Annotated in this window: 17 protein-coding genes; 10 read left to right on the top strand and 7 right to left on the bottom strand. The window is 65.5% G+C overall.

Annotated features, from left to right (window positions below):
• Positions 1-170 precede the first annotated feature (170 nt).
• The 3 genes from G6R31_RS08320 to minD all read right to left on the bottom strand — a co-directional run bounded on the left by G6R31_RS08320 (position 171) and on the right by minD (position 4,229).
• Complete coding sequence (locus G6R31_RS08320) at positions 171-2,861, bottom strand: sensor domain-containing protein (RefSeq protein ID WP_152423641.1); 2,691 nt, start codon at positions 2,859-2,861, stop codon at positions 171-173.
• A 286-nt stretch (positions 2,862-3,147) separates the two neighbouring features.
• Positions 3,148-3,426 carry a cell division topological specificity factor MinE gene (minE, locus tag G6R31_RS08315; protein ID WP_017870677.1) on the bottom strand — a complete coding sequence of 93 codons (279 nt, stop codon included), beginning with the start codon at positions 3,424-3,426 and terminating at the stop codon, positions 3,148-3,150.
• Complete coding sequence (minD, locus tag G6R31_RS08310) at positions 3,426-4,229, bottom strand: septum site-determining protein MinD (protein WP_017870678.1); 804 nt, start codon at positions 4,227-4,229, stop codon at positions 3,426-3,428. The genes minE and minD overlap by 1 nt, the downstream gene beginning before the upstream one ends.
• Positions 4,230-4,367: 138 nt before the next feature.
• On the opposite strand from minD, the gene G6R31_RS08305 reads away from it, so the two are divergent.
• The 3 genes from G6R31_RS08305 (at position 4,368) to rplS (ending at position 6,182) form a co-directional block, all read left to right on the top strand.
• Positions 4,368-5,054 (top strand): DsbA family protein, encoded by a 687-nt coding sequence (locus G6R31_RS08305; protein WP_017870679.1) that lies wholly within the window; start codon positions 4,368-4,370, stop codon positions 5,052-5,054.
• Between the two features lie 16 nt (positions 5,055-5,070).
• Positions 5,071-5,532, top strand: a complete 462-nt coding sequence (locus tag G6R31_RS08300) for a disulfide bond formation protein B (protein ID WP_017870680.1) — start codon at positions 5,071-5,073, stop codon at positions 5,530-5,532.
• A gap of 161 nt (positions 5,533-5,693) precedes the next feature.
• Positions 5,694-6,182: a 50S ribosomal protein L19 gene (gene rplS, locus G6R31_RS08295; protein WP_017870681.1), complete on the top strand. Its 489-nt coding sequence runs from the start codon at positions 5,694-5,696 to the stop codon at positions 6,180-6,182.
• A 298-nt stretch (positions 6,183-6,480) separates the two neighbouring features.
• Here rplS and tsaB read toward each other — a convergent pair whose 3' ends face one another.
• A complete protein-coding gene (gene tsaB, locus G6R31_RS08290) occupies positions 6,481-7,071 on the bottom strand; it encodes a tRNA (adenosine(37)-N6)-threonylcarbamoyltransferase complex dimerization subunit type 1 TsaB (protein ID WP_017870682.1) in 591 nt (196 codons plus the stop codon).
• A gap of 279 nt (positions 7,072-7,350) precedes the next feature.
• Here tsaB and G6R31_RS08285 point away from each other — a divergent pair, with 279 nt between their 5' ends.
• A complete protein-coding gene (locus G6R31_RS08285; RefSeq protein ID WP_017870683.1) occupies positions 7,351-8,484 on the top strand; it encodes a citrate/2-methylcitrate synthase in 1,134 nt (377 codons plus the stop codon).
• 474 nt (positions 8,485-8,958) lie between these two features.
• On the top strand, positions 8,959-9,606 hold the full coding sequence (locus G6R31_RS08280) for a TapB family protein (protein WP_017870684.1): 648 nt from the start codon (positions 8,959-8,961) through the stop codon (positions 9,604-9,606).
• Positions 9,607-9,679: 73 nt separating this feature from the next.
• Here the strand turns inward: G6R31_RS08280 and G6R31_RS08275 are convergent, their stop codons facing one another.
• Positions 9,680-10,507 (bottom strand): DUF72 domain-containing protein, encoded by an 828-nt coding sequence (locus G6R31_RS08275; RefSeq protein ID WP_017870685.1) that lies wholly within the window; start codon positions 10,505-10,507, stop codon positions 9,680-9,682.
• Between the two features lie 94 nt (positions 10,508-10,601).
• On the opposite strand from G6R31_RS08275, the gene zapE reads away from it, so the two are divergent.
• Positions 10,602-11,645, top strand: a complete 1,044-nt coding sequence (zapE, locus tag G6R31_RS08270) for a cell division protein ZapE (protein WP_017870686.1) — start codon at positions 10,602-10,604, stop codon at positions 11,643-11,645.
• Between the two features lie 109 nt (positions 11,646-11,754).
• A complete protein-coding gene (locus G6R31_RS08265; RefSeq protein ID WP_017870687.1) occupies positions 11,755-12,777 on the top strand; it encodes a serine hydrolase domain-containing protein in 1,023 nt (340 codons plus the stop codon).
• A gap of 33 nt (positions 12,778-12,810) precedes the next feature.
• Here G6R31_RS08265 and G6R31_RS08260 read toward each other — a convergent pair whose 3' ends face one another.
• Positions 12,811-13,650 (bottom strand): metallophosphoesterase family protein, encoded by an 840-nt coding sequence (locus G6R31_RS08260; protein WP_029732895.1) that lies wholly within the window; start codon positions 13,648-13,650, stop codon positions 12,811-12,813.
• 78 nt (positions 13,651-13,728) lie between these two features.
• On the opposite strand from G6R31_RS08260, the gene G6R31_RS08255 reads away from it, so the two are divergent.
• Both G6R31_RS08255 and G6R31_RS08250 read left to right on the top strand, forming a co-directional pair.
• Positions 13,729-14,124: a hypothetical protein gene (locus G6R31_RS08255; RefSeq protein WP_029732896.1), complete on the top strand. Its 396-nt coding sequence runs from the start codon at positions 13,729-13,731 to the stop codon at positions 14,122-14,124.
• 68 nt (positions 14,125-14,192) lie between these two features.
• A complete protein-coding gene (locus G6R31_RS08250; RefSeq protein ID WP_081608361.1) occupies positions 14,193-15,629 on the top strand; it encodes an IS4 family transposase in 1,437 nt (478 codons plus the stop codon).
• Positions 15,630-15,680: 51 nt separating this feature from the next.
• Here the strand turns inward: G6R31_RS08250 and G6R31_RS08245 are convergent, their stop codons facing one another.
• Positions 15,681-16,211, bottom strand: coding sequence for a GNAT family N-acetyltransferase (locus tag G6R31_RS08245; protein WP_017870511.1), 531 nt, complete (start codon positions 16,209-16,211; stop codon positions 15,681-15,683).
• Positions 16,212-16,350: 139 nt separating this feature from the next.
• Here G6R31_RS08245 and lipB point away from each other — a divergent pair, with 139 nt between their 5' ends.
• A complete protein-coding gene (lipB, locus tag G6R31_RS08240; RefSeq protein ID WP_017870512.1) occupies positions 16,351-17,085 on the top strand; it encodes a lipoyl(octanoyl) transferase LipB in 735 nt (244 codons plus the stop codon).
• Positions 17,086-17,126 lie beyond the last annotated feature (41 nt).

Here is a 17,126-nt window from a genome sequence, read left to right as displayed (position 1 = left end):
ATTCCGATTGAATCTGGTCGTTTCAGATTCAATCCGAGCGGATGCGAGTAGGAAAAAATACGGGTTACGCGATATGGATGCACAGGCGGCGCTTTCCCGACTGTGCAGGAATTAAGCGGAATCCGTATGAGGCGCACGGCGTCAGCGCCCGCCTTTTCCGTGCCTCCGGGTCAGCGCCCGCGCACCCACGTCACCAGGTCGCCCACGCTCAGCGGCGGGGTCAGCGCGTAGCCCTGCGCGGCGTCGCAGCCCAGGTCGCGCAGCACGTCGAGCTGGGCGTAGGTTTCGACCCCCACCGCCGTGACCGACAGGCCCAGGCTGTGGGCGAGGCTGACCGTGCCCTGCACCAGCTTGAGCGACTTGGGGTCGCCCGGCAGCTGGGTGGTCAGCGTGGGGTGCAGCTTGAGGCCGTAGAGCGGAAACTGCGTCAGCGCGGTCAGGCTGCTGGCGCCGTCTCCGAAGTCGTCCACGATCAGCCGGGCGCCGCGTGAGCGCAGGGCGTTGAGCAGGCCCAGGGTTTGCTCGCTGTGGTCGAGCAGGCTGCTGGCACTCACCTCGATATCCAGCGCACTCGGGCGGGTAATCAGTGGCAGCAGGCGCTCGATGGCCCCTTCGCGCCGCAATTCTTCCAGACTGAGGTTGACGCTGGTGCGCCAGTCGTGCTGTTCGGTGGCTTCGCGCAGCTGCGCCCGGCCCTGGACCGCCTCGCGCACCACCCACTCCCCGATGGCGGTGATCAGGTCGCTGCGCTGGGCCAGCGGCAGAAACCGGGCGGGCGAGACGTTGCCCAGTTCGGGGTGGGTCCAGCGCAGCAGGGCCTCGGCGCCCAGCACCCGCCCGTCCTTGAGGCTGACCGCCGGCTGGTAGAGCAGCGAGAACTGTTCGTGTTGCCGCCCGCCCTCGATGACCGCCCGCAACTGGTCTTCGAGTTCGAAGGTCTGGGCTTCCTCGGCGCGCAGGCCCGGCTCGAACACCGTCAGTTGCCCGCGTCCCCGGCGCCGGGCGTGTTGCAGGGCGACTTCGGCGTCGGCCAGGGCGTGTTCGGGGGACGCGGGCAGCGGCGCGGCCCCCAGCGAAAAGGTCACCGGCACCAGTCGGCGTCCGGCCCGCAGCGGTTCGCGCAGCGCCGCCTGAAGTTTCTGTCCCCCCACGGCGGCCCCGAGGTGGGGCAGGAACACGGCGAAGGTGTCGTCGGCCAGCCGCGCCGCCTGCCCGCCCTCCAGCGTGGCGAGGTCGTTGAGCCGCGCCGCCACCTGAATCAGCAGCAGGTCGCCCGCCGTGCGGCTGAGCGCGGCGTTGAGGCCCCCGAACCCGTCGATGTCGAGGCAGGCCACCATCCCGCCCGCCTGCGCCGCAACCTTGCCTAGTGCCGAGCGCAGCCCGCTGCGGTTGAGCAGGCCGGTCAGGGCGTCGTGTGAAACGTCGTGGCGCAGCTTGGCCTGGGCGCGGCGCAGTGTGGTCACGTCGCGCAGCGAGAGCAGCAGTTCAGGCGCCGCCTTGCGCGAGGAACCGGCCCCGGCGTGCGCCCCCGGCAGGGCCGACAGGGTGACTTCCAGGTGACGGGTCAGGCCGCCAGGCAGCAGCGCCAGCACCTCGCCGCTGTAGGGGAGCGGCAGGTCCGGGAGTGAAGGCAGGGTCAGCGGGTCGCCCTGCGGGGTGTGCAACTTGATGCCGAGCTGCTGTTGCAGGCGCGGCAGCGGCAGGCCGGTCAGCTCGGTGCCCTGGGCGCCCTGGGAGTCGAATCCCAGCAGCCGCGCCGCCTGCTCGCTGATGAGCTGCACCCGCCCCCGCGAATCGAGCAGGATGGTGGCGGCGCCGCTCAGGTGCAGCAGGCGGGCCGCGCCGTTTTCCTCGCTCAGCGTGGCGGGCCGGGCGCCCTCGGCCAGCAGCAGCCCCGGCTCGGTGTCGCTGGGGCGCACCACCAGCGCCAGATGTCCGCCCCGCGCCAGCGCCACCTCGCTGGGTGCCGGGCTGGGCTGGCCCGCTTCGGCGTTCTGAATCAGGTCCTGCAGCAGCCGGGCGCCTGCGGGTGCCCAGCAGGGCCACTCGTGCAGGGGCCGCTGGGCAGCCGCGTCTGCCCCGTCTTCCGGTTCGCCGAGCAGCTGGCGCAGGCCCCGGCTCGCGCCGCGCACCGTGCCTCCCGGCCCGAGCAGCGCCAGCGGCAGGTCGGTGCCCAGCAGGGTCGCCACCTGTGACTGCTGGGCGCATTCGGCACTCACGTCCTGCACGGTCCACAGCACGCCCGCCGCCGCGCCGCCGAAATAGGGCCGCGCCGACCCGCGCACCCAGCGTTCTCCCCGCACACCGGGCACGGGCGGCAGCCGCTCGTCCCCCAGTTCTGCCGCCCGGCCCGCCGCCGCGCTGGCGAGGTGCTGCGCGAGCGTCGGGTGGTCGGCGAAGACCTCGTGGACCGTGCGGCCCAGCACCTCCGGCCCGCTCAGCCCGAACAGTTCCAGAAAGGTGCGGCTGACCTGCCGGAACTCCAGTTCGGCGCTCAGCCACGCCGTCGCGGCGGGCAGCTGGGTGATGAGCATGTCGGCCTCACGGTTGGCGCCCTCGGCACTGGCCGCCGAGAGCAGCAGCGTGAGCACCTGCACCGCGCCTTCGGGCACGGGCGCACCTTCCGACCACAGCAGGCCCAGCAGGGCACCGTCGCGCGTGATCCAGGCGAGGTCGCCGCGCTCGAGCCAGTCGTCGGGCGGCACCAGTTGCGCTTCTTCGGTGGGCGTGCCCTCGGCCTGGATGTTCAGGATCCGCTGCCCGATGGCGGCCAGCAGGGTGGCCTGCGGCGCATGAAGCCGGATCAGGTCACGCAGGGCAATGGGCAGCACGGACTGGGCATCGGTTGGGGCAGCAGACATGAAATCGACCTCGGGAAGATGGGGCGTATAGGTGGGACAGACAGGTGGGGATGAGGCGGCCAGCAGCGAAACACAGCCGGTCGCCGGAGGTGGGCCAGCACTGGGGGGCCAGGGCAGGCAGAGCGTGCAGCTTGCGGGACAGTGACCTGACCTGAACTGGCCTTCACCCCCGAGCTTGTCACGTCGCCTCTTACGGAGTTCATGCAGGAGCGGCGGGGTGGCCCTGCACAGCAGCAAAAACCCCACCGCCGCGCCAGCAGGGTGGGGTTTGATGAAGGAAAAAAGCTCAGGTGCCCGGCTTGTCTTCCTTGGGGGCGTCTTCCTCGGTACTGAGCGCCGCTTCCTCGATGGAGATGCTCGCCATCAGCACGACCTTGTCGCCGTCCTGCTCGACCTCGACCTTGGAATTGCCCGAGGGGAAATACTTCTGCACGACTTCCAGCAGGTCGTTGCGCAGCGCCTCGACCTTGCCGGGCGCGATCTTGGCCCGGTCATAGGCCAGAACGAGTTCCAGGCGGTCCTTGAGTGTTTCCTTGGAGCGGCGGCCCCTGAACCAACCGAACATCATCCACCTCCGAACAGCCGACGGATGGCGGCCCAGATGCCTTTTTCTTCCTCGGTCAGCTTGGGAAAGGGCACGTCCTGACCCTGGATGCGCTGCGCGGTCGCCATGAAGGCGTCTCCGGCCTTGGTCTTGCCCAGCACCGCCGGTTCACCCACGTTGGTCGAAACGATGATGCCCTCGTCCTCGGGAACGATGCCGATGGGCTTGACCCCCAGGATGTCCACCATGTCGTCGATGGAGAGCATGTTGCCGCTCGCCACCATCTTGGGGCGCAGGCGGTTGACGACCAGCCGGATTTCGGTAATCTGCTGCGCTTCGAGCAGCCCGATGATGCGGTCGGCGTCACGCACCGACGAGACCTCGGGGTTCACGACCACCAGCGCACCCTCGGCAGGCGCGGCGGCGGTGCGGAAACCCGACTCGATCCCGGCGGGCGAGTCGATCAGCACGCGGTCGAAGCCCTCTTCTTCCAGCAGGCCCTTGACGACTTCCTTGAACACTTCGGGGTCCAGGGCGTCCTTGTCGCGGGTCTGCGAGGCGGGCAGCAGGTGCAGGTTTTCCACCCGCTTGTCGCGGATCAGTGCCTGATTCATGCGGCATTTGCCTTCCAGCACGTCCACCAGGTCAAAGACCACGCGCGACTCCAGACCCATCACCACGTCCAGGTTCCGCAGACCCACGTCCACGTCGATCACAACGACTTTTTCACCCAGTCGGGCCAGGGCCGCGCCGATGTTGGCGGTGGTCGTGGTTTTGCCCACGCCCCCCTTCCCCGACGTGACGACAATCACTTTGGCATCCATGCTTGGGGCAGCATAGCAAGGCGGCGGGGAAATGGAAGCCTGTAGGCCGTGAGTGCCGCCCGGCAAGGGGGGGGAGGGGGAGCGGGGACAGGCGGCCCCGAATGCAGGCGCCGCGAAGCCGGTAGACTGTGGGGCAGCATGACCCGACTTTCCGGAAACAATCAGAACCGCAGCGTCCTGATCATCGGCACCCTGATCGCCGCCGCGCTGATCGCTCTCGCCCTGTTCGCCGTGCGCGGCAAGGGAGCGACCACGGGCGAGGCGCAGACCTTTACCTACGCCAACCTGCCGTATGCAGGCCAGGCGAGTGCGCCGGTGAACGTGCTGGTGGTCGAGGACTTCAAGTGCCCCAACTGCAAGACCTTCGAGGAAGGCGCCGCCACCGAGCTGCGCACCAAGTACGTGGGCACGGGCAAGGCCAAGATGTACTCGCTGGTCTACCCCTTCCTGTCCGACAGCCTGCCTGAAAACGACAGCAAGTACGCGGCCCAGGCCGCCCGCTGCGTCTACGCCCAGGGCAAGAACGACGCGTTCAACACCTACAAGGAAATCATCTTCCGCGCCCAGGGTCCTGAAAGCGAAATCTGGGCCACCAAGTCGCGCCTCAAGGAACTCGCAGGCAGCCTCGACATCGACCAGGCCAAGTTCGCCGCCTGCCTCGACAACGACGAAACCGCCGCGCAGGTCGAGGCCGACAAGCAAGAAGCCCTGAAGGCGGGCGTGACCGGCACCCCCACCGTCTTCGTCAACGGCAAGCGCGTGAATGTCCAGAGCGATTACGTCAAGGAAATCTCGGCGGCCATCGACGAAGCGCTCAAGCCGTGAGCCGGGAGGGGAGGCCATGAGCCGCGACACCCGGTTGTACCTGGCCTGGCTGGTGGCCCTCGTCGCCACCATCGGCAGCCTGTATTTCAGCGAGGTCCGGCAGTTCAACCCCTGCATCCTGTGCTGGGCGCAGCGCATCTTCATGTATCCGCTGGCTGTGATGCTGGGGATTGCGGCCTTTGTCGGGGACCACGGTGTGCGGCGCTACGTATTGCCGCTGGCCGTACTGGGGCTGGGCTTCGCCGTGTTTCAGAACCTCGAAACCTGGGGCATCGTGCCGACCATCAAGGCCTGCACCATCAACGCTGGCGCGGCGTGCAACACCCCCTGGGAAGTCTGGGGCAAGGGGCAGGACGCCCTGAACCGCACCCTTACCATTCCGGTGCTGAGCATGATCGCCTTTTCGGCCATTCTGGCGCTGCTGAGCTGGCCCCAGTCCCGCGCCGCCGTGCATGAAGGCGTGTCGGCTCAGGGCTGACGGACTGACACTCGGCTTGCATCGGTCGCCTCCGGCCCCCTATACTTCTCCGGCCCGGTTCGCCTGCCAGCGTGCAGCGCGAGCCTGTAAAGGAGTAAGAACGCTTCTGCCCGTGAAGAGCGGGAGATGGGAGGCGGTCCGCTGCCCGGAGGAGTAGAGACATGCAGACCCACATCAAGATCAACCGCGGCGAACTGCTGCGCGGCATCGAGAAGGACCACACCCGCGAGCTGCCCGACTTCCGCCCCGGCGACACCGTGCGCGTGGACACCAAGGTGCGCGAAGGCAACCGCACCCGCAGCCAGGCCTTTGAAGGTGTCGTCATCGCCATCAACGGCTCGGGCAGCCGCAAGAGCTTTACCGTGCGCAAGATTTCCTTCGGTGAAGGCGTGGAGCGCGTGTTCCCCTACGCCAGCCCCCTGGTCAACCAGGTGACGGTCATCGAACGCGGCAAGGTCCGCCGCGCCAAGCTGTACTACCTGCGCGACCTGCGCGGCAAGGCCGCCCGCATCAAGAGCGACCGCAGCCGCGTGATGAAGGACGCTGCCCGCGCCCAGCAGGACAAGGCCAGCCAGGCCGCCGCTGCCCAGGCCGACGTGACCGTCATCAGCGCCGCGCCCGAAGCCAGCACCGAAGCCCAGGGCGAATAAGCCCCCACAGCGGCCTGTGCCGCTCACCCTCCCGCTTGCTCCCCAGGGGCAGGCGGGATTTTTTGGTTGAGGGTCAGGGGTTGAGGGCGGAGAGTGGGAAGGACAGTGTTTTTAGCCGTCTCGCCCTGTTACGAAACCTGCCTTATACGGATTCCGATTGAATCTGGTCGTTTCAGATTCAATCCGACTTGCAAAGCTGCGCAGCAGAGCGGATGCGAGTAGGAAAAAATACGGATTCTGCGATATGGATGCACAGGCGGCGCTTTCCCGACTGTGCAGGAATTAAGCGGAATCCGTATTACAGATAGGCCAGCGCCCACTGCGTTTCTCCGTGCGACAGCCCCGCTCGCAACAGCGACAGGCCGCTCGGCGCCGGGTCGCGCCAGTGGGGAAGGTCACCCGTTTCGGCTTCAAAGTCAGCCAGGGCGCGGCGGGCGACGGGCTGCACGGTGGCCGTCACGGTGCCGCCGCTGACCTCGTAGACCGCGCTGTAGACGTTGCCTTTGCGGGCGTCGAGGCTCACGGCCTGCCGACCCTCGCCGCGCACCAGGCTTTCCAGGGTGGACACGCCGCGCACCTCGGCGCCCCACACGCGGGCCAGCCCCAGCGCGTAGCTCGCCCCGACGCGCACGCCGGTATAGGAGCCGGGGCCGGTGCCGATGACGATGGTCCGGGCCTGAAACGGCAGCCCCGCTTCCCCGAACAGGGCGCGAACTTCGTCGGCCAGCCGCTCGGCACTTGCCCGCCCGACTTCCTCCGCGCGTTCCAGTTCGCCGCCCGGCCAGCTCAGGGCCAGCGTCAGGAAGGGGGTGGCGGTGTCCAGAGCCAGAGCGACAGGGGCAAGAGTGCTGGGGGCCAGAGCGACGGGGGAGAGGGTCATCGGGGCCATTAGAGCAGTTCTCCGAATTACGTGATGCGCGGAACGGCACCCCGCATCACTCCATTCTCTGCCCTGCTCAGTGTTTTGCACTCGCTCTCTGCGAGCTGTCCCAGTCCGCTCGCCAAAAAGACGCAACGTCTTTTTGTCAAATGCTCTAAAGCAAAGGCGAGGAAGCGCCGGGTTCAGGGCGCCTTCCATTTCTTCAGGGCCTTGTCACCCCCCCAGGGACGTTTGCAAGTGGCGATTGCGTCGCCGCTGTGGAAAGGCAGGTGTTATCCTTGCTTCACTATGTCCAACATTGCCAAAGGGCTTGAAGGCGTTCTCTTTACCGAGAGCAAACTGACGTTCATCAACGGTTCCGAAGGCATCCTGACCCACCTCGGCATTCCGATTCAGGAGTGGGCCGAAAAGAGCACCTTCGAAGAACTCAGCCTCGCCCTGCTCGACGGCGAACTGCCCACCGCCGAGGAACTCGCCCGCTTCGACGCCGACCTCAAGGCCAACCGCGCCATTCCCGACCAGCTCGTGCAGCTCATCCGCGACATGCCCAAGGGTGTTCACCCCATGCAGGCGCTGCGCACCGCCGTGTCGTACCTGGGTCTGCTCGACGCTCAGGCCGAAGACGTCACCCCCGAAGCCCGCCGCGCCATCAGCATTCGCCTGATTGCCCAGTTCTCGACCATCATCGCGGCCATCAACCGCGCCCAGGAAGGCCAGGACATCGTGCCCCCCCGCGCCGACCTGACCCACGCGGGCAACTACCTGTACATGCTCACCGGCAAGGAGCCGACCGCCGAGCAGGCCCGTCTGTTCGACATCGCCCTCGTGCTGCACGCCGACCACGGCATGAACGCCAGCACCTTCACCGCCATCGCCACCAGCTCCACCCTCAGCGACATGTACTCCTGCATGGTCAGCGCCATCGGTGCGCTCAAGGGACCGCTGCACGGCGGGGCCAACGAAGCCGTGATGGACATGCTCGACGAAATCGGCACGGTGGACAAGGCCGAGGCGTACATCACGAAGAAGCTCGACAACAAGGAAAAGATCATGGGCGTGGGGCACCGCGTCTACAAGAACTTCGACCCCCGCTCGCGCGTGCTGCGTGACTACGCCGAAGTCGTCGCCAACAAAGAAGGCAAGAGCGACTACTACCAGATTCTCGAAACCATCGAGAAGATCATCGTGGACCGCATCGGCGCCAAGGGCATCTACCCCAACGTGGACTTCTACAGCGGCACCGTCTACAGCGACCTGGGCATCAAGAAGGAATACTTCACCCCCATCTTCGCCCTGGCCCGCATCAGCGGCTGGTGCGCCAGCGTCATCGAATATTCCCGCGACAACCGCCTGCTGCGCCCTGACGCTGTGTACACCGGCGCGACGGACGCGCACTATGTGGAGATGCAGGACCGCAAGTAATAGGCATTCCGGTTGCCCAGTTGTTTCATCGCTGGGCAACCGGGCCGGAGGGAGTGGGAATAAAGAGCGTCCCGGACATAGAGAACGAAATAAACGGGATGCTGACAAGCGCTTGGGAAAAGCGGCGCTGACCCGCCCGCCGAATGGAAGGAGCCAGAGCAACAGCTCTCGCTTCTTCTTTTTGGCTTGTTCTTTTTGGTTTGCCCCCAGGCGAGGTGTAATACGGATTCCGCTTAATTCCTGCACAGTCGGGAAAGCGCCGCCTGTGCATCCATATCGCGAAATCCGTATCTTTTCCTACTCCTTTCAGTCGGATTGAATCCAGAAATCTGCTGGATTCAATCGGAATCCGTATAAAGAAAAGATCAAGCCCAGCCGTCCTCCGGATAGACATTCGCTGGGCATCCTGATTTTCAGGAGTAGCTTCAACTTGTTGTCGGGGAAGTCCACTTGTTCTGTCAGGAGGAAACGCTGATGCTGACCTTGAAAGGAACTCCGCTAAGCCGCCCGGCTGCGCTGCTGGGCACCGCTGTGGCCGGCCTGCTGGCCCTGAGCAGCGCCCAGGCCGCTTGTTCGTCGCCCTACAACCCGGTCAAGGAGGGGCTAAGCCGCACCTACCAGACAGCGGTCAACGGCAAGACCATGAGCTACACCGAAACGGTGGTCAAGGTCACGCCCAGCAGCTATACGTACACCAACAGCATCATGCCGGGCGCGTCGTCTACGGTGAAATGCACCAGCAAGGGCATCGTCAACGTGGCTTCGATGTCTGGAACAGGGATGCAGGTGAAGGAAGTGCGCGGCGTCAGCTACCCGCCCAACCTGAAAGTCGGCAGCACCTGGACCAGTGGCGTCACCATGCAGGGCAATGTCCAGGGCCAGAGCGTGAGGACCGTCATGGACACGACGTCTAAGGTCGTGGGCCGTGAAAAGGTCAAGGTCAAGGCGGGTACCTTCGACGCCCTGAAGGTTCAAATCGTAATGCACAGCACCATGACCATGAACGGCAAGCAGCAAAAACAACCCACTGTCACGAGCACGGCGTGGCTGGCCGAAGGGGTGGGCATGGTTAAGACCACCGCCGCTGGCACCAATGTCGAACTGGTGGAATACACCAAATAGTGGGGCTAAAAAGGACAGGTCGGAGCGACATGCTTCGGCCTGTCTTTGCTTTTTGCCTTCCGCCATCTGCTCCTTACAGCAGCCGCCCCCCACCTTGCGGCTCCGGCGCCCGCACGGGTACGCCCCGCGCATTCAGCGCCTCGCGGAGCATGGGGATGTTGTGGAGGGCATGTCCCTTAGTCGTGTTCTGGAAATAGACGTAAAGCTCAGACAACTCTCCCGCCACTGCTGCAATTTTCTCGGCCCATTCGTCCATTTCGGCGCGGTTGTAGAGGTAGTCGTGGCGCTCGCTGGCACTCTGGCCTTCCCACCACGTTTCCCGGTTGCGCCCGTGCAGCCGCAGGTAGCCCACGTCGCCCGTGACATGCACCTGCGGCTCGGGCATTCCACCGACGGGTGGGTAATCGGGGCTGACCCAGATGACGCCGAATTCGCCCATGCCCTCGCGCACCTCGGGCTTGTCCCAGCTGGCGTGCCGCAGTTCCACCGCCAGTTCGTGCCCGGCAAAGCGTTCGGTGAGCATCGCCAGATACTTGCGGTTGGCCGCCGTGCGGTGAAACGAGTAGGGAAACTGCGCCAGATACGGCCCCATTACGCCCGCCTCGCGCAGAGGCTCGGGGCTTTGCAACATCCGGTCAAAGTCGGTGTCGCCAGGGGCGCGTTCGTGGGTAAAGACCTTGTTGAGCTTGACGGCGAAGCGCACCCGCCCGCCCGATTTGCGCACCATGCCCTCGAACGCCTTGAGACCGGGAATCGCGTAGAAGGACGAATTGAGTTCTACGGCGTCGAAGTGTTCGGCGTAGGTTTCGAGAAAGGCGTCTTTTTTGACCCCTTCGTAAATCAGGCCCGGAGCCGTCCAGTCCTCGTTGGTGTAGCCGCCGCAGCCGATGTAGACGCGCATGGGGGAGAGGCTAGCGGGTGGGCATGGGAAACGCGCTCAGGGAAGCTTCACGGGTGGCGTTTTGTCTGGAGCCGCACCCCCTACAATCTTCCCCGTGACCCCGCCGCTCTACGCCGACCCGTTCGCCCACCCGCCCGAGGGTTCGCCTGCCGACCTGATTACGCACCTGACGCCCGGCGCCCGCTTTCAGGACGTGCGCTTCGAGAATTACCGCCCCAACCCGCAGTTTCCCAGTCAGGCCCAGGCCCGCGCTCTGCTGGAAGACTTCGTGGCGCAGGCGGGGAGGCCAAGCGGGGGCGGTGGTTTCTGGCCGTTCAAGCGCAGGGCACCGGAAGGGCGCGGGTTGTACCTCGACGGTGGGTTCGGCGTGGGCAAGACGCACCTGCTGGCGAGTGCCTACCACGCGGCTGGCGCAGGCGGAGACGTGGCGTTCATGTCGTTTCAGGATTTGATGTACCTCATCGGCGCCCTGGGAATGCCGCAGGCCATCGAAACTTTTCGCCACCACAAACTGCTGCTGATCGACGAATTTGAACTCGACGACCCCGGCAACACCCACATGGCGAACACCTTCCTGGGCGGGCTGATGCCGGGGGGCGTGAGCGTGGTGGCGACCTCCAACACCGAACCCGGCGCACTCGGCGCGGGCCGCTTCAACGCCGAGGATTTCGCCCGCCAGATTCAGGGCATCGCCGACCGCTTCGAGCCGCACCGGGTGGACGGCCCCGACTACCGCCAGCGCGGCACCGACGCCGCCCAGCCGCTCAGCGAGGCCGAATTTGCCGCGTGGCTCTCACGCCAGGACCCGCAGACCACCGCCGTGCTGACCCATGAGCAGCTGAACCGCGCCCTGCTGAGCGTGCATCCCAGCCGCTTTGCCCGCGTGCTGGAGCAGGTGCGCGGCGTGGCGGTCACGAACCTGCAGCCGATGCCCGAACAGGGGGCCGCGCTGCGCTTCGTGCATTTCGTGGACAAGGTGTACGACCTCGGCCTGCACGCGGCCTTCACAGGTGCCCCGCTGGAAACGCTGTTCGACGACATCTACCGGCACGGCGGCTACGCCAAGAAGTACAGCCGGGCGCTGAGTCGCCTCTCGGAGATGCTGCGGGAGGCGAGGACGGTGAGGGCGGAGAGCTGAAGGCGGATGGCGGATGGCTGATGGCAGAAGGCTTTGCTTAGGCTGAGCCGACGCCTCCGCGCACACAGTAGGCTTGACCTTCGTCCTTTCCCTCTCTCCTCTTCCCCCTATGCTCTTTTCCCCTGCCCCTTTTCCCCCGCCCCTCCGCGCCCTGCTGAACCTCAGCGAGGCGGAAGCCCGCGCTTTGGCACCGCTGCTTCGGCAGACGTTCCGGCGTGGGGGCGTGCTGGGCGTTTCACGGGGGGGCGAACGGCGGCTGATGGCGCTGGGCGGGGTGCCGGAAAGCGGCGTCTTTGAACTGGCGAGCGTGACCAAGCCGTTTACGGCGGCCCTCGCGTCGGCGCTGGTGCGGGAAGGATGGCTGGAGTGGGACGTTCCCCTCGCCGCGTTGGGCGGCCCGCTGCGGCGCTTGCCCCGGACGCTGACGCCCTCCGCGCTGGCGACCCACACGGCGGGACTGCCCCCCCACCCGGCGCGGACGGCGCTGACCACCTTCACCCGCTTTGCCGACCCCTACGGCGGCATGTCGCCCGCCGACGTGCTGGCGAGTGCGCGGCGCTGGGCGCGTCCCCCCCAACGCGGCGGGTTTCCTTTCGCCTATTCCAACCTCGGCGCGGGGGTGCTGGCGCTGGGACTGGCACACGCGGCGGGCGAGGACGTGTCGGCGGCGGGCTATGAACGGGCGCTGCGAAGGCACGTCATCCTGCCCCTCGGCCTGCCGGACGTGGCCCTGACCCCGGTGCGGGAGGTCGTGACGCCGTATGGCCTGCTCGGTGGGCGGGAGGTGACGGGCTTTGCCCAGCTCGCGGGCGCGGGTGGGCTGTTCGGGACGGCGGCAGAGTTGCTGCGCTTTGGCGAGGCGCACCTGAGCGCAGAAGTGGGAAGGCACTGGCAGGATGCGCGGCCTGTTGCCGGATTGCCGCCGCTGTACACCGGGGCCGCGCCGGGGTGGTTTCACTCGGGTGCCGCCGTCTGGCACGACGGAATTGCACGCGGCACCCGCACGGCGCTGGGCTTTTCGCCGCGTTCGGGCGTGGTCGTCACCCTGCTGGTGCGCGGGGCGGCTCCTGTCCTCGGCGTGCGGGCCGGGGTGCCGCTGTTGCTGCTGCGATTGCTGAAGGCTGAGGGCTAAGGGAAAAGGGGGATGTCTGCTGGCCCCCAGCCCTCAACCCTCTGCCCCCCTGAAGCGCTGCCAACTCTCCGCCGTCCTCGCTTCCCCCTGTCCCTCGGTCCATTCCCAGTAGGGCGTGTAGAGGCTGCGGGCGGTGAGCAGTTCATCGCGGAAAATCTGGGCGCTCAGGGCCGTTTGCAGCAGGCCGCTCGTCTCGAAGCGCCGCAGCACGCCGCTGCGGTCATAGGGCACGCGGCGCAGTTGCACGTCCCAGCCTCGCGGCGTTGCCGTGAGCAGCAGGTACTGTGCGCGGGGGTCGCCGTCCGCCGAGGAACCGACGGCCCCGGTGTTCAGCACCCGCACGTCGCCCACCAGCGCGTCAGCTTGGCGGTGAATGTGCGAGCCCACCAGCACGCCCGCGCCCGACTCGTCGGCGATGCGGCGAACCAGCGCGGGGTCGGTGCGTTCGCTTAGGCCCCGGCGGTAGTCGTCGGGGGTGCCGTGCGCGAGTAGGACGTCGGGCAGGCCGGGCGCGCTCAGCCGCGCGGTCAGCGGCCAGTCTCCCGGTACGTCCAGCAGCCCCGCCGCGTGCAGTTGCTCGGTGCTCCAGGCCGTCGCGCCCCAGAAGGGGTCGTCGTACCAGTCCTGCGGCAATTTGTCGCTGCGCGTGTGCCACAGCCGCAGCAAGTCGTCGTGGTTGCCCAGGACAAACGACGTGTCGTCGCGGGCGAGCAGTTCTTCCATCACCTGCACCGAATCCGGCCCCCGGTTGACCACGTCCCCGTTGACGATCAGCCGCTCGGCGCCCTGCTCTGCCGCGTCTTTCAGCACGGCCCGCAGGGCGTCGGCGTTTCCGTGGATATCGGCCAGCACAGCAATTCTCACGGGGGGCATTGTAGGCGCCGCTTCCGGAGAAAATACTGAAGAAAACCCCATACCCGTTCAGGCCCCGTTTGTGTTTACAGTAGGGCCATGAAGCCACTGAAGATGCTGACTGTTGTTCTGCTGGGTGCTGGAACGTTCGCTTCGGCGGCTTCGGTGACTCCGGCGGTCAAGACCGAGACCAACCAGCTCGCCCGCCAGTACACGGGCCGCCCGTGCCTGAGCAATGGCGAATACGGCCTGGACACCGAGCCTTTCGGCCGCAAGGTGTCACCGAGCGAGCTGAGGACGGCGCGGGACACTCTGTACCGTCAGTTGCTGGAAGGTTTCGACCAGAGTGCACGCAAAAACCACTTCACCTACGAGGTGCGCTACAACCAGAACCGCGTCTGGGTCTGGGCCAAAGCCCCCGACTCCTCCCGGCAATATTTCACCTTCGCGACCCTCAGCCCGACCGGCATTCGGATGGTGAGCTGCCTACAGTAAGCGGACAAGAAGAAACAGGCCCCTTCCCGCTGTGCTTGTCATTCCCCAAATTGAGGCAGTCTATGTAGGTGACGACCTTTCACCCGCTACAGGCAGAGCAATGGGCACTGAAGCACTTTGGTGCTGTGGATCTTGGAGATCGGCGTAGAAATCAACGAGCAGTACGCATTGCGCAGGGGATGGCTTCCCGATCCGGGAAGTCCATCCCCAAGCTTTTTGACCGTAGAGCAGATGTCAAAGCGGCGTATACCTTCATGTCACGCAAGGAGGCAACCCCTGAGCGCCTTCAAACACCTCACCGCAACCATGTACGCGCAGCACTGGGGCAGGCAGGAACCTTCTTGCTGCTTGAAGACAGCAGCGAATTCATCTGGTCACGACATCAGGAGACTCCCGGCCTTGGGCGGACCGGGGATCTCAGATCCCCGGTTCGGCAGGGGTTTACCCTCCACACGACACTTGCTGTGAAATGGCAAAAACCCCATCAGCAAAGTGGGCAACGGCTTCCCGTTCAGGTTCTGGGCATACTCGATCAGGAGTATTACCTCCGGCAACCCGCACCCACAGCGTCAGAGAGCGACGCTGAGCGACGCCAGCGGGAAAACAAGGAAAGTGCGTTGTGGACAAGAGCAACTGAACGCATCGGAAAAGGGCCGGACGACCAAGACGTTCGATGGGTCAGAGTCTGTGACAGAGGGGCAGATATTGAGGTCTTTATGCGTGGCGTCATCGCTCAAGGACAGGGTTTCGTTGTCAGGGCAGCCCAAAACCGGCGGCTTCTTGATCCGAATGCCCGCACACGGGAGTGCATTGGGCATGTCTTTGAGGCAGCCAGGGCTGCCTCGCCGCTTGGAAGTTACACCATAGACCTTCGAGGGAGAAAAGGTCAGAAAGCACGTGCTGCACACGTTGAAGTGAGTGTTGTTCGTGCGTACCTTTGGCCGACACCAATGGCGGGTGGTCAAGGTAAACCTCGTCAGGAAGGGATACGGGTCAGCATTGTTCGTGTGGCAGAAAAGCCTTCGGATGACGTGAAAGAACCGTTGGAATGGATGCTGCTCACGGATGCCGACATTGAGACCTTTGAGGAAGCGCACGAAGTGGCGCTTCAGTACCAGGCCCGTTGGCTGGTGGAAGAGTTTCATAAAGGGTTGAAGACGGGCCTGGGAGCAGAGCGGCTCCAGTTGGAAGCGGGTCAGCGTCTCAAAGCCATGATTTCGATGATGAGTGTGGTGGCCACAAGGTTACTCGCGCTACGCGAGGATTCACGAGAACGCCCAAATGATCCAGCTCAGAGCGCTGGGTTGAGTGCCGTCGAACTTCAGGTGCTGAGCAAGGTTTTGAAACGGCAACTGAAGACTGTGCAGGACGTCATTTTGGCATTGGGAAGGTTGGGAGGACATATGAACCGAAAAAGCGATGGCCTGCCAGGGTGGCAGGCCTTGTGGGAGGGAATGAATATGCTTCAGGTCTATGTCGAGGGGTATAAGTTAGCTCGCACCTAATTTGGGGAATGACAAGCCCGCTGTGGAGGGGGCCTTTTGCTGTTGGGCTGCCTAAGACTGCCGAATCCAGTACCGCCGGATGGGCTGGTCGTGATACTGAGGCACCTCAAATTCGCCTTCCAGCACGCCGCCGTTCGCCTCAATGACGCCGCGTGAGCCGAAGTTGTCCACATCGCAGGTGACCAGCACCGGGTCTATCCCCAGTTCGCGCGCCCGCTCCAGCGCCAGTTTCAGAATCAGGGTGCCGTAGCCTCTGCGCCGCGCTGAGGGCCGAATTTCGTAGCCGATGTGCCCGCCGAACTCACGCAGACGGTCGTTGAGGGTGTAGCGAATGGAGACGCGCCCTAGGTACTCGTCACCGTCCACCAGCCAGCGGTATTCGGAGTGGACGAAGCCTTCCGGCAACTCGTTGCCCGGCTCGTAGCGGGTCAGGTCGCGCAGGACTTTGCCGAAGTCGGCGCTGATGTCGTCCAGCTTCCATACAAGTGTCTCGCCCAGGCCGCTGCCGGTGTCCTGCGCCTCGCGTACGGCGGCGAGGAAGCTGTCTTTGTACTGTTCGGAGGGACGGACGAGGTGTGGCATGGGTCAGGGTAAAGGTTGGCGGTGGCCTGGGCATCGGCCACCCGGCCTACCCTCACCCACCAACCGGGTTGGTCAATCTGTCCCGAAATGGCGTCCGCAGCCCCATAAAGCGGCGGGTGGGGGGCGTACAATCCGGGATGTGAAAGAAGCGGCCTTCGACGTGCTTGACCTCGGCCTGCTGCCCTACCCGCAGGCGTGGGCGCGGCAGAAGCAGGAACTGGCCCGCGTGGCGGTGGGCGGGCGGCCCACGCTGCTGCTGGTGGAGCACCCCGCCGTGCTGACGCTGGGGCGCAAGGCGCAGGAGGGCGAGAACATCGTGGTCACGCGCGAGTATCTGGCTGCGCAGGGCATCGACGTGTTCGCGGTGGAGCGCGGCGGAGACGTCACCTACCACGGCCCCGGCCAGCTCGTCGCCTACGCCATTTTTCCAGTCGGGCGCCGGGTGCGCGACTTCCTGCGGCTGCTGGAAAACGCAGTGGTGACGGCGCTGGGCACCCTCGGCCTGCCCGATGCCCGGCCCAATCCCGGCTACGCGGGCGTGTACGTGGACCCGCGCGAGATCAACGGCAAGACCTACGACCAGAAAATCTGCTCCATCGGCGTGGCCATCAAGCAGAATGTCGCGCTGCACGGCATCGGCCTGAACGTCTGCACCAATCTGGACCACTTCGACCTGATCGTGCCCTGCGGCCTGACGGATACCCAGATGACCAGCGTGCAGCGTGAGTACGACCTGCGCGGTCTGGGCAGCGTCAGCATGGAGCAGGCGAAAAAGGCGCTGACCGACGCTTTCGCCTTGACCTTTGCCGACTATGATTGGAGCCTTCCGGGGGTGGCCGCCGGGCAGGAGGCGCTCTCTGTGGCCTCTCCCTAGCCTCCTTGACCAGCCGTCACCCTCCAGCGACCCTTTCCAAC

Origin of the sequence: Deinococcus wulumuqiensis R12 (assembly GCF_011067105.1) — a bacterium.
Classification (GTDB): Bacteria; Deinococcota; Deinococci; order Deinococcales; family Deinococcaceae; genus Deinococcus; species Deinococcus wulumuqiensis.
The sequence above is the reverse complement of the archived record's forward strand: the minus strand, read 5'-3'. Positions and strand labels throughout refer to the sequence as shown.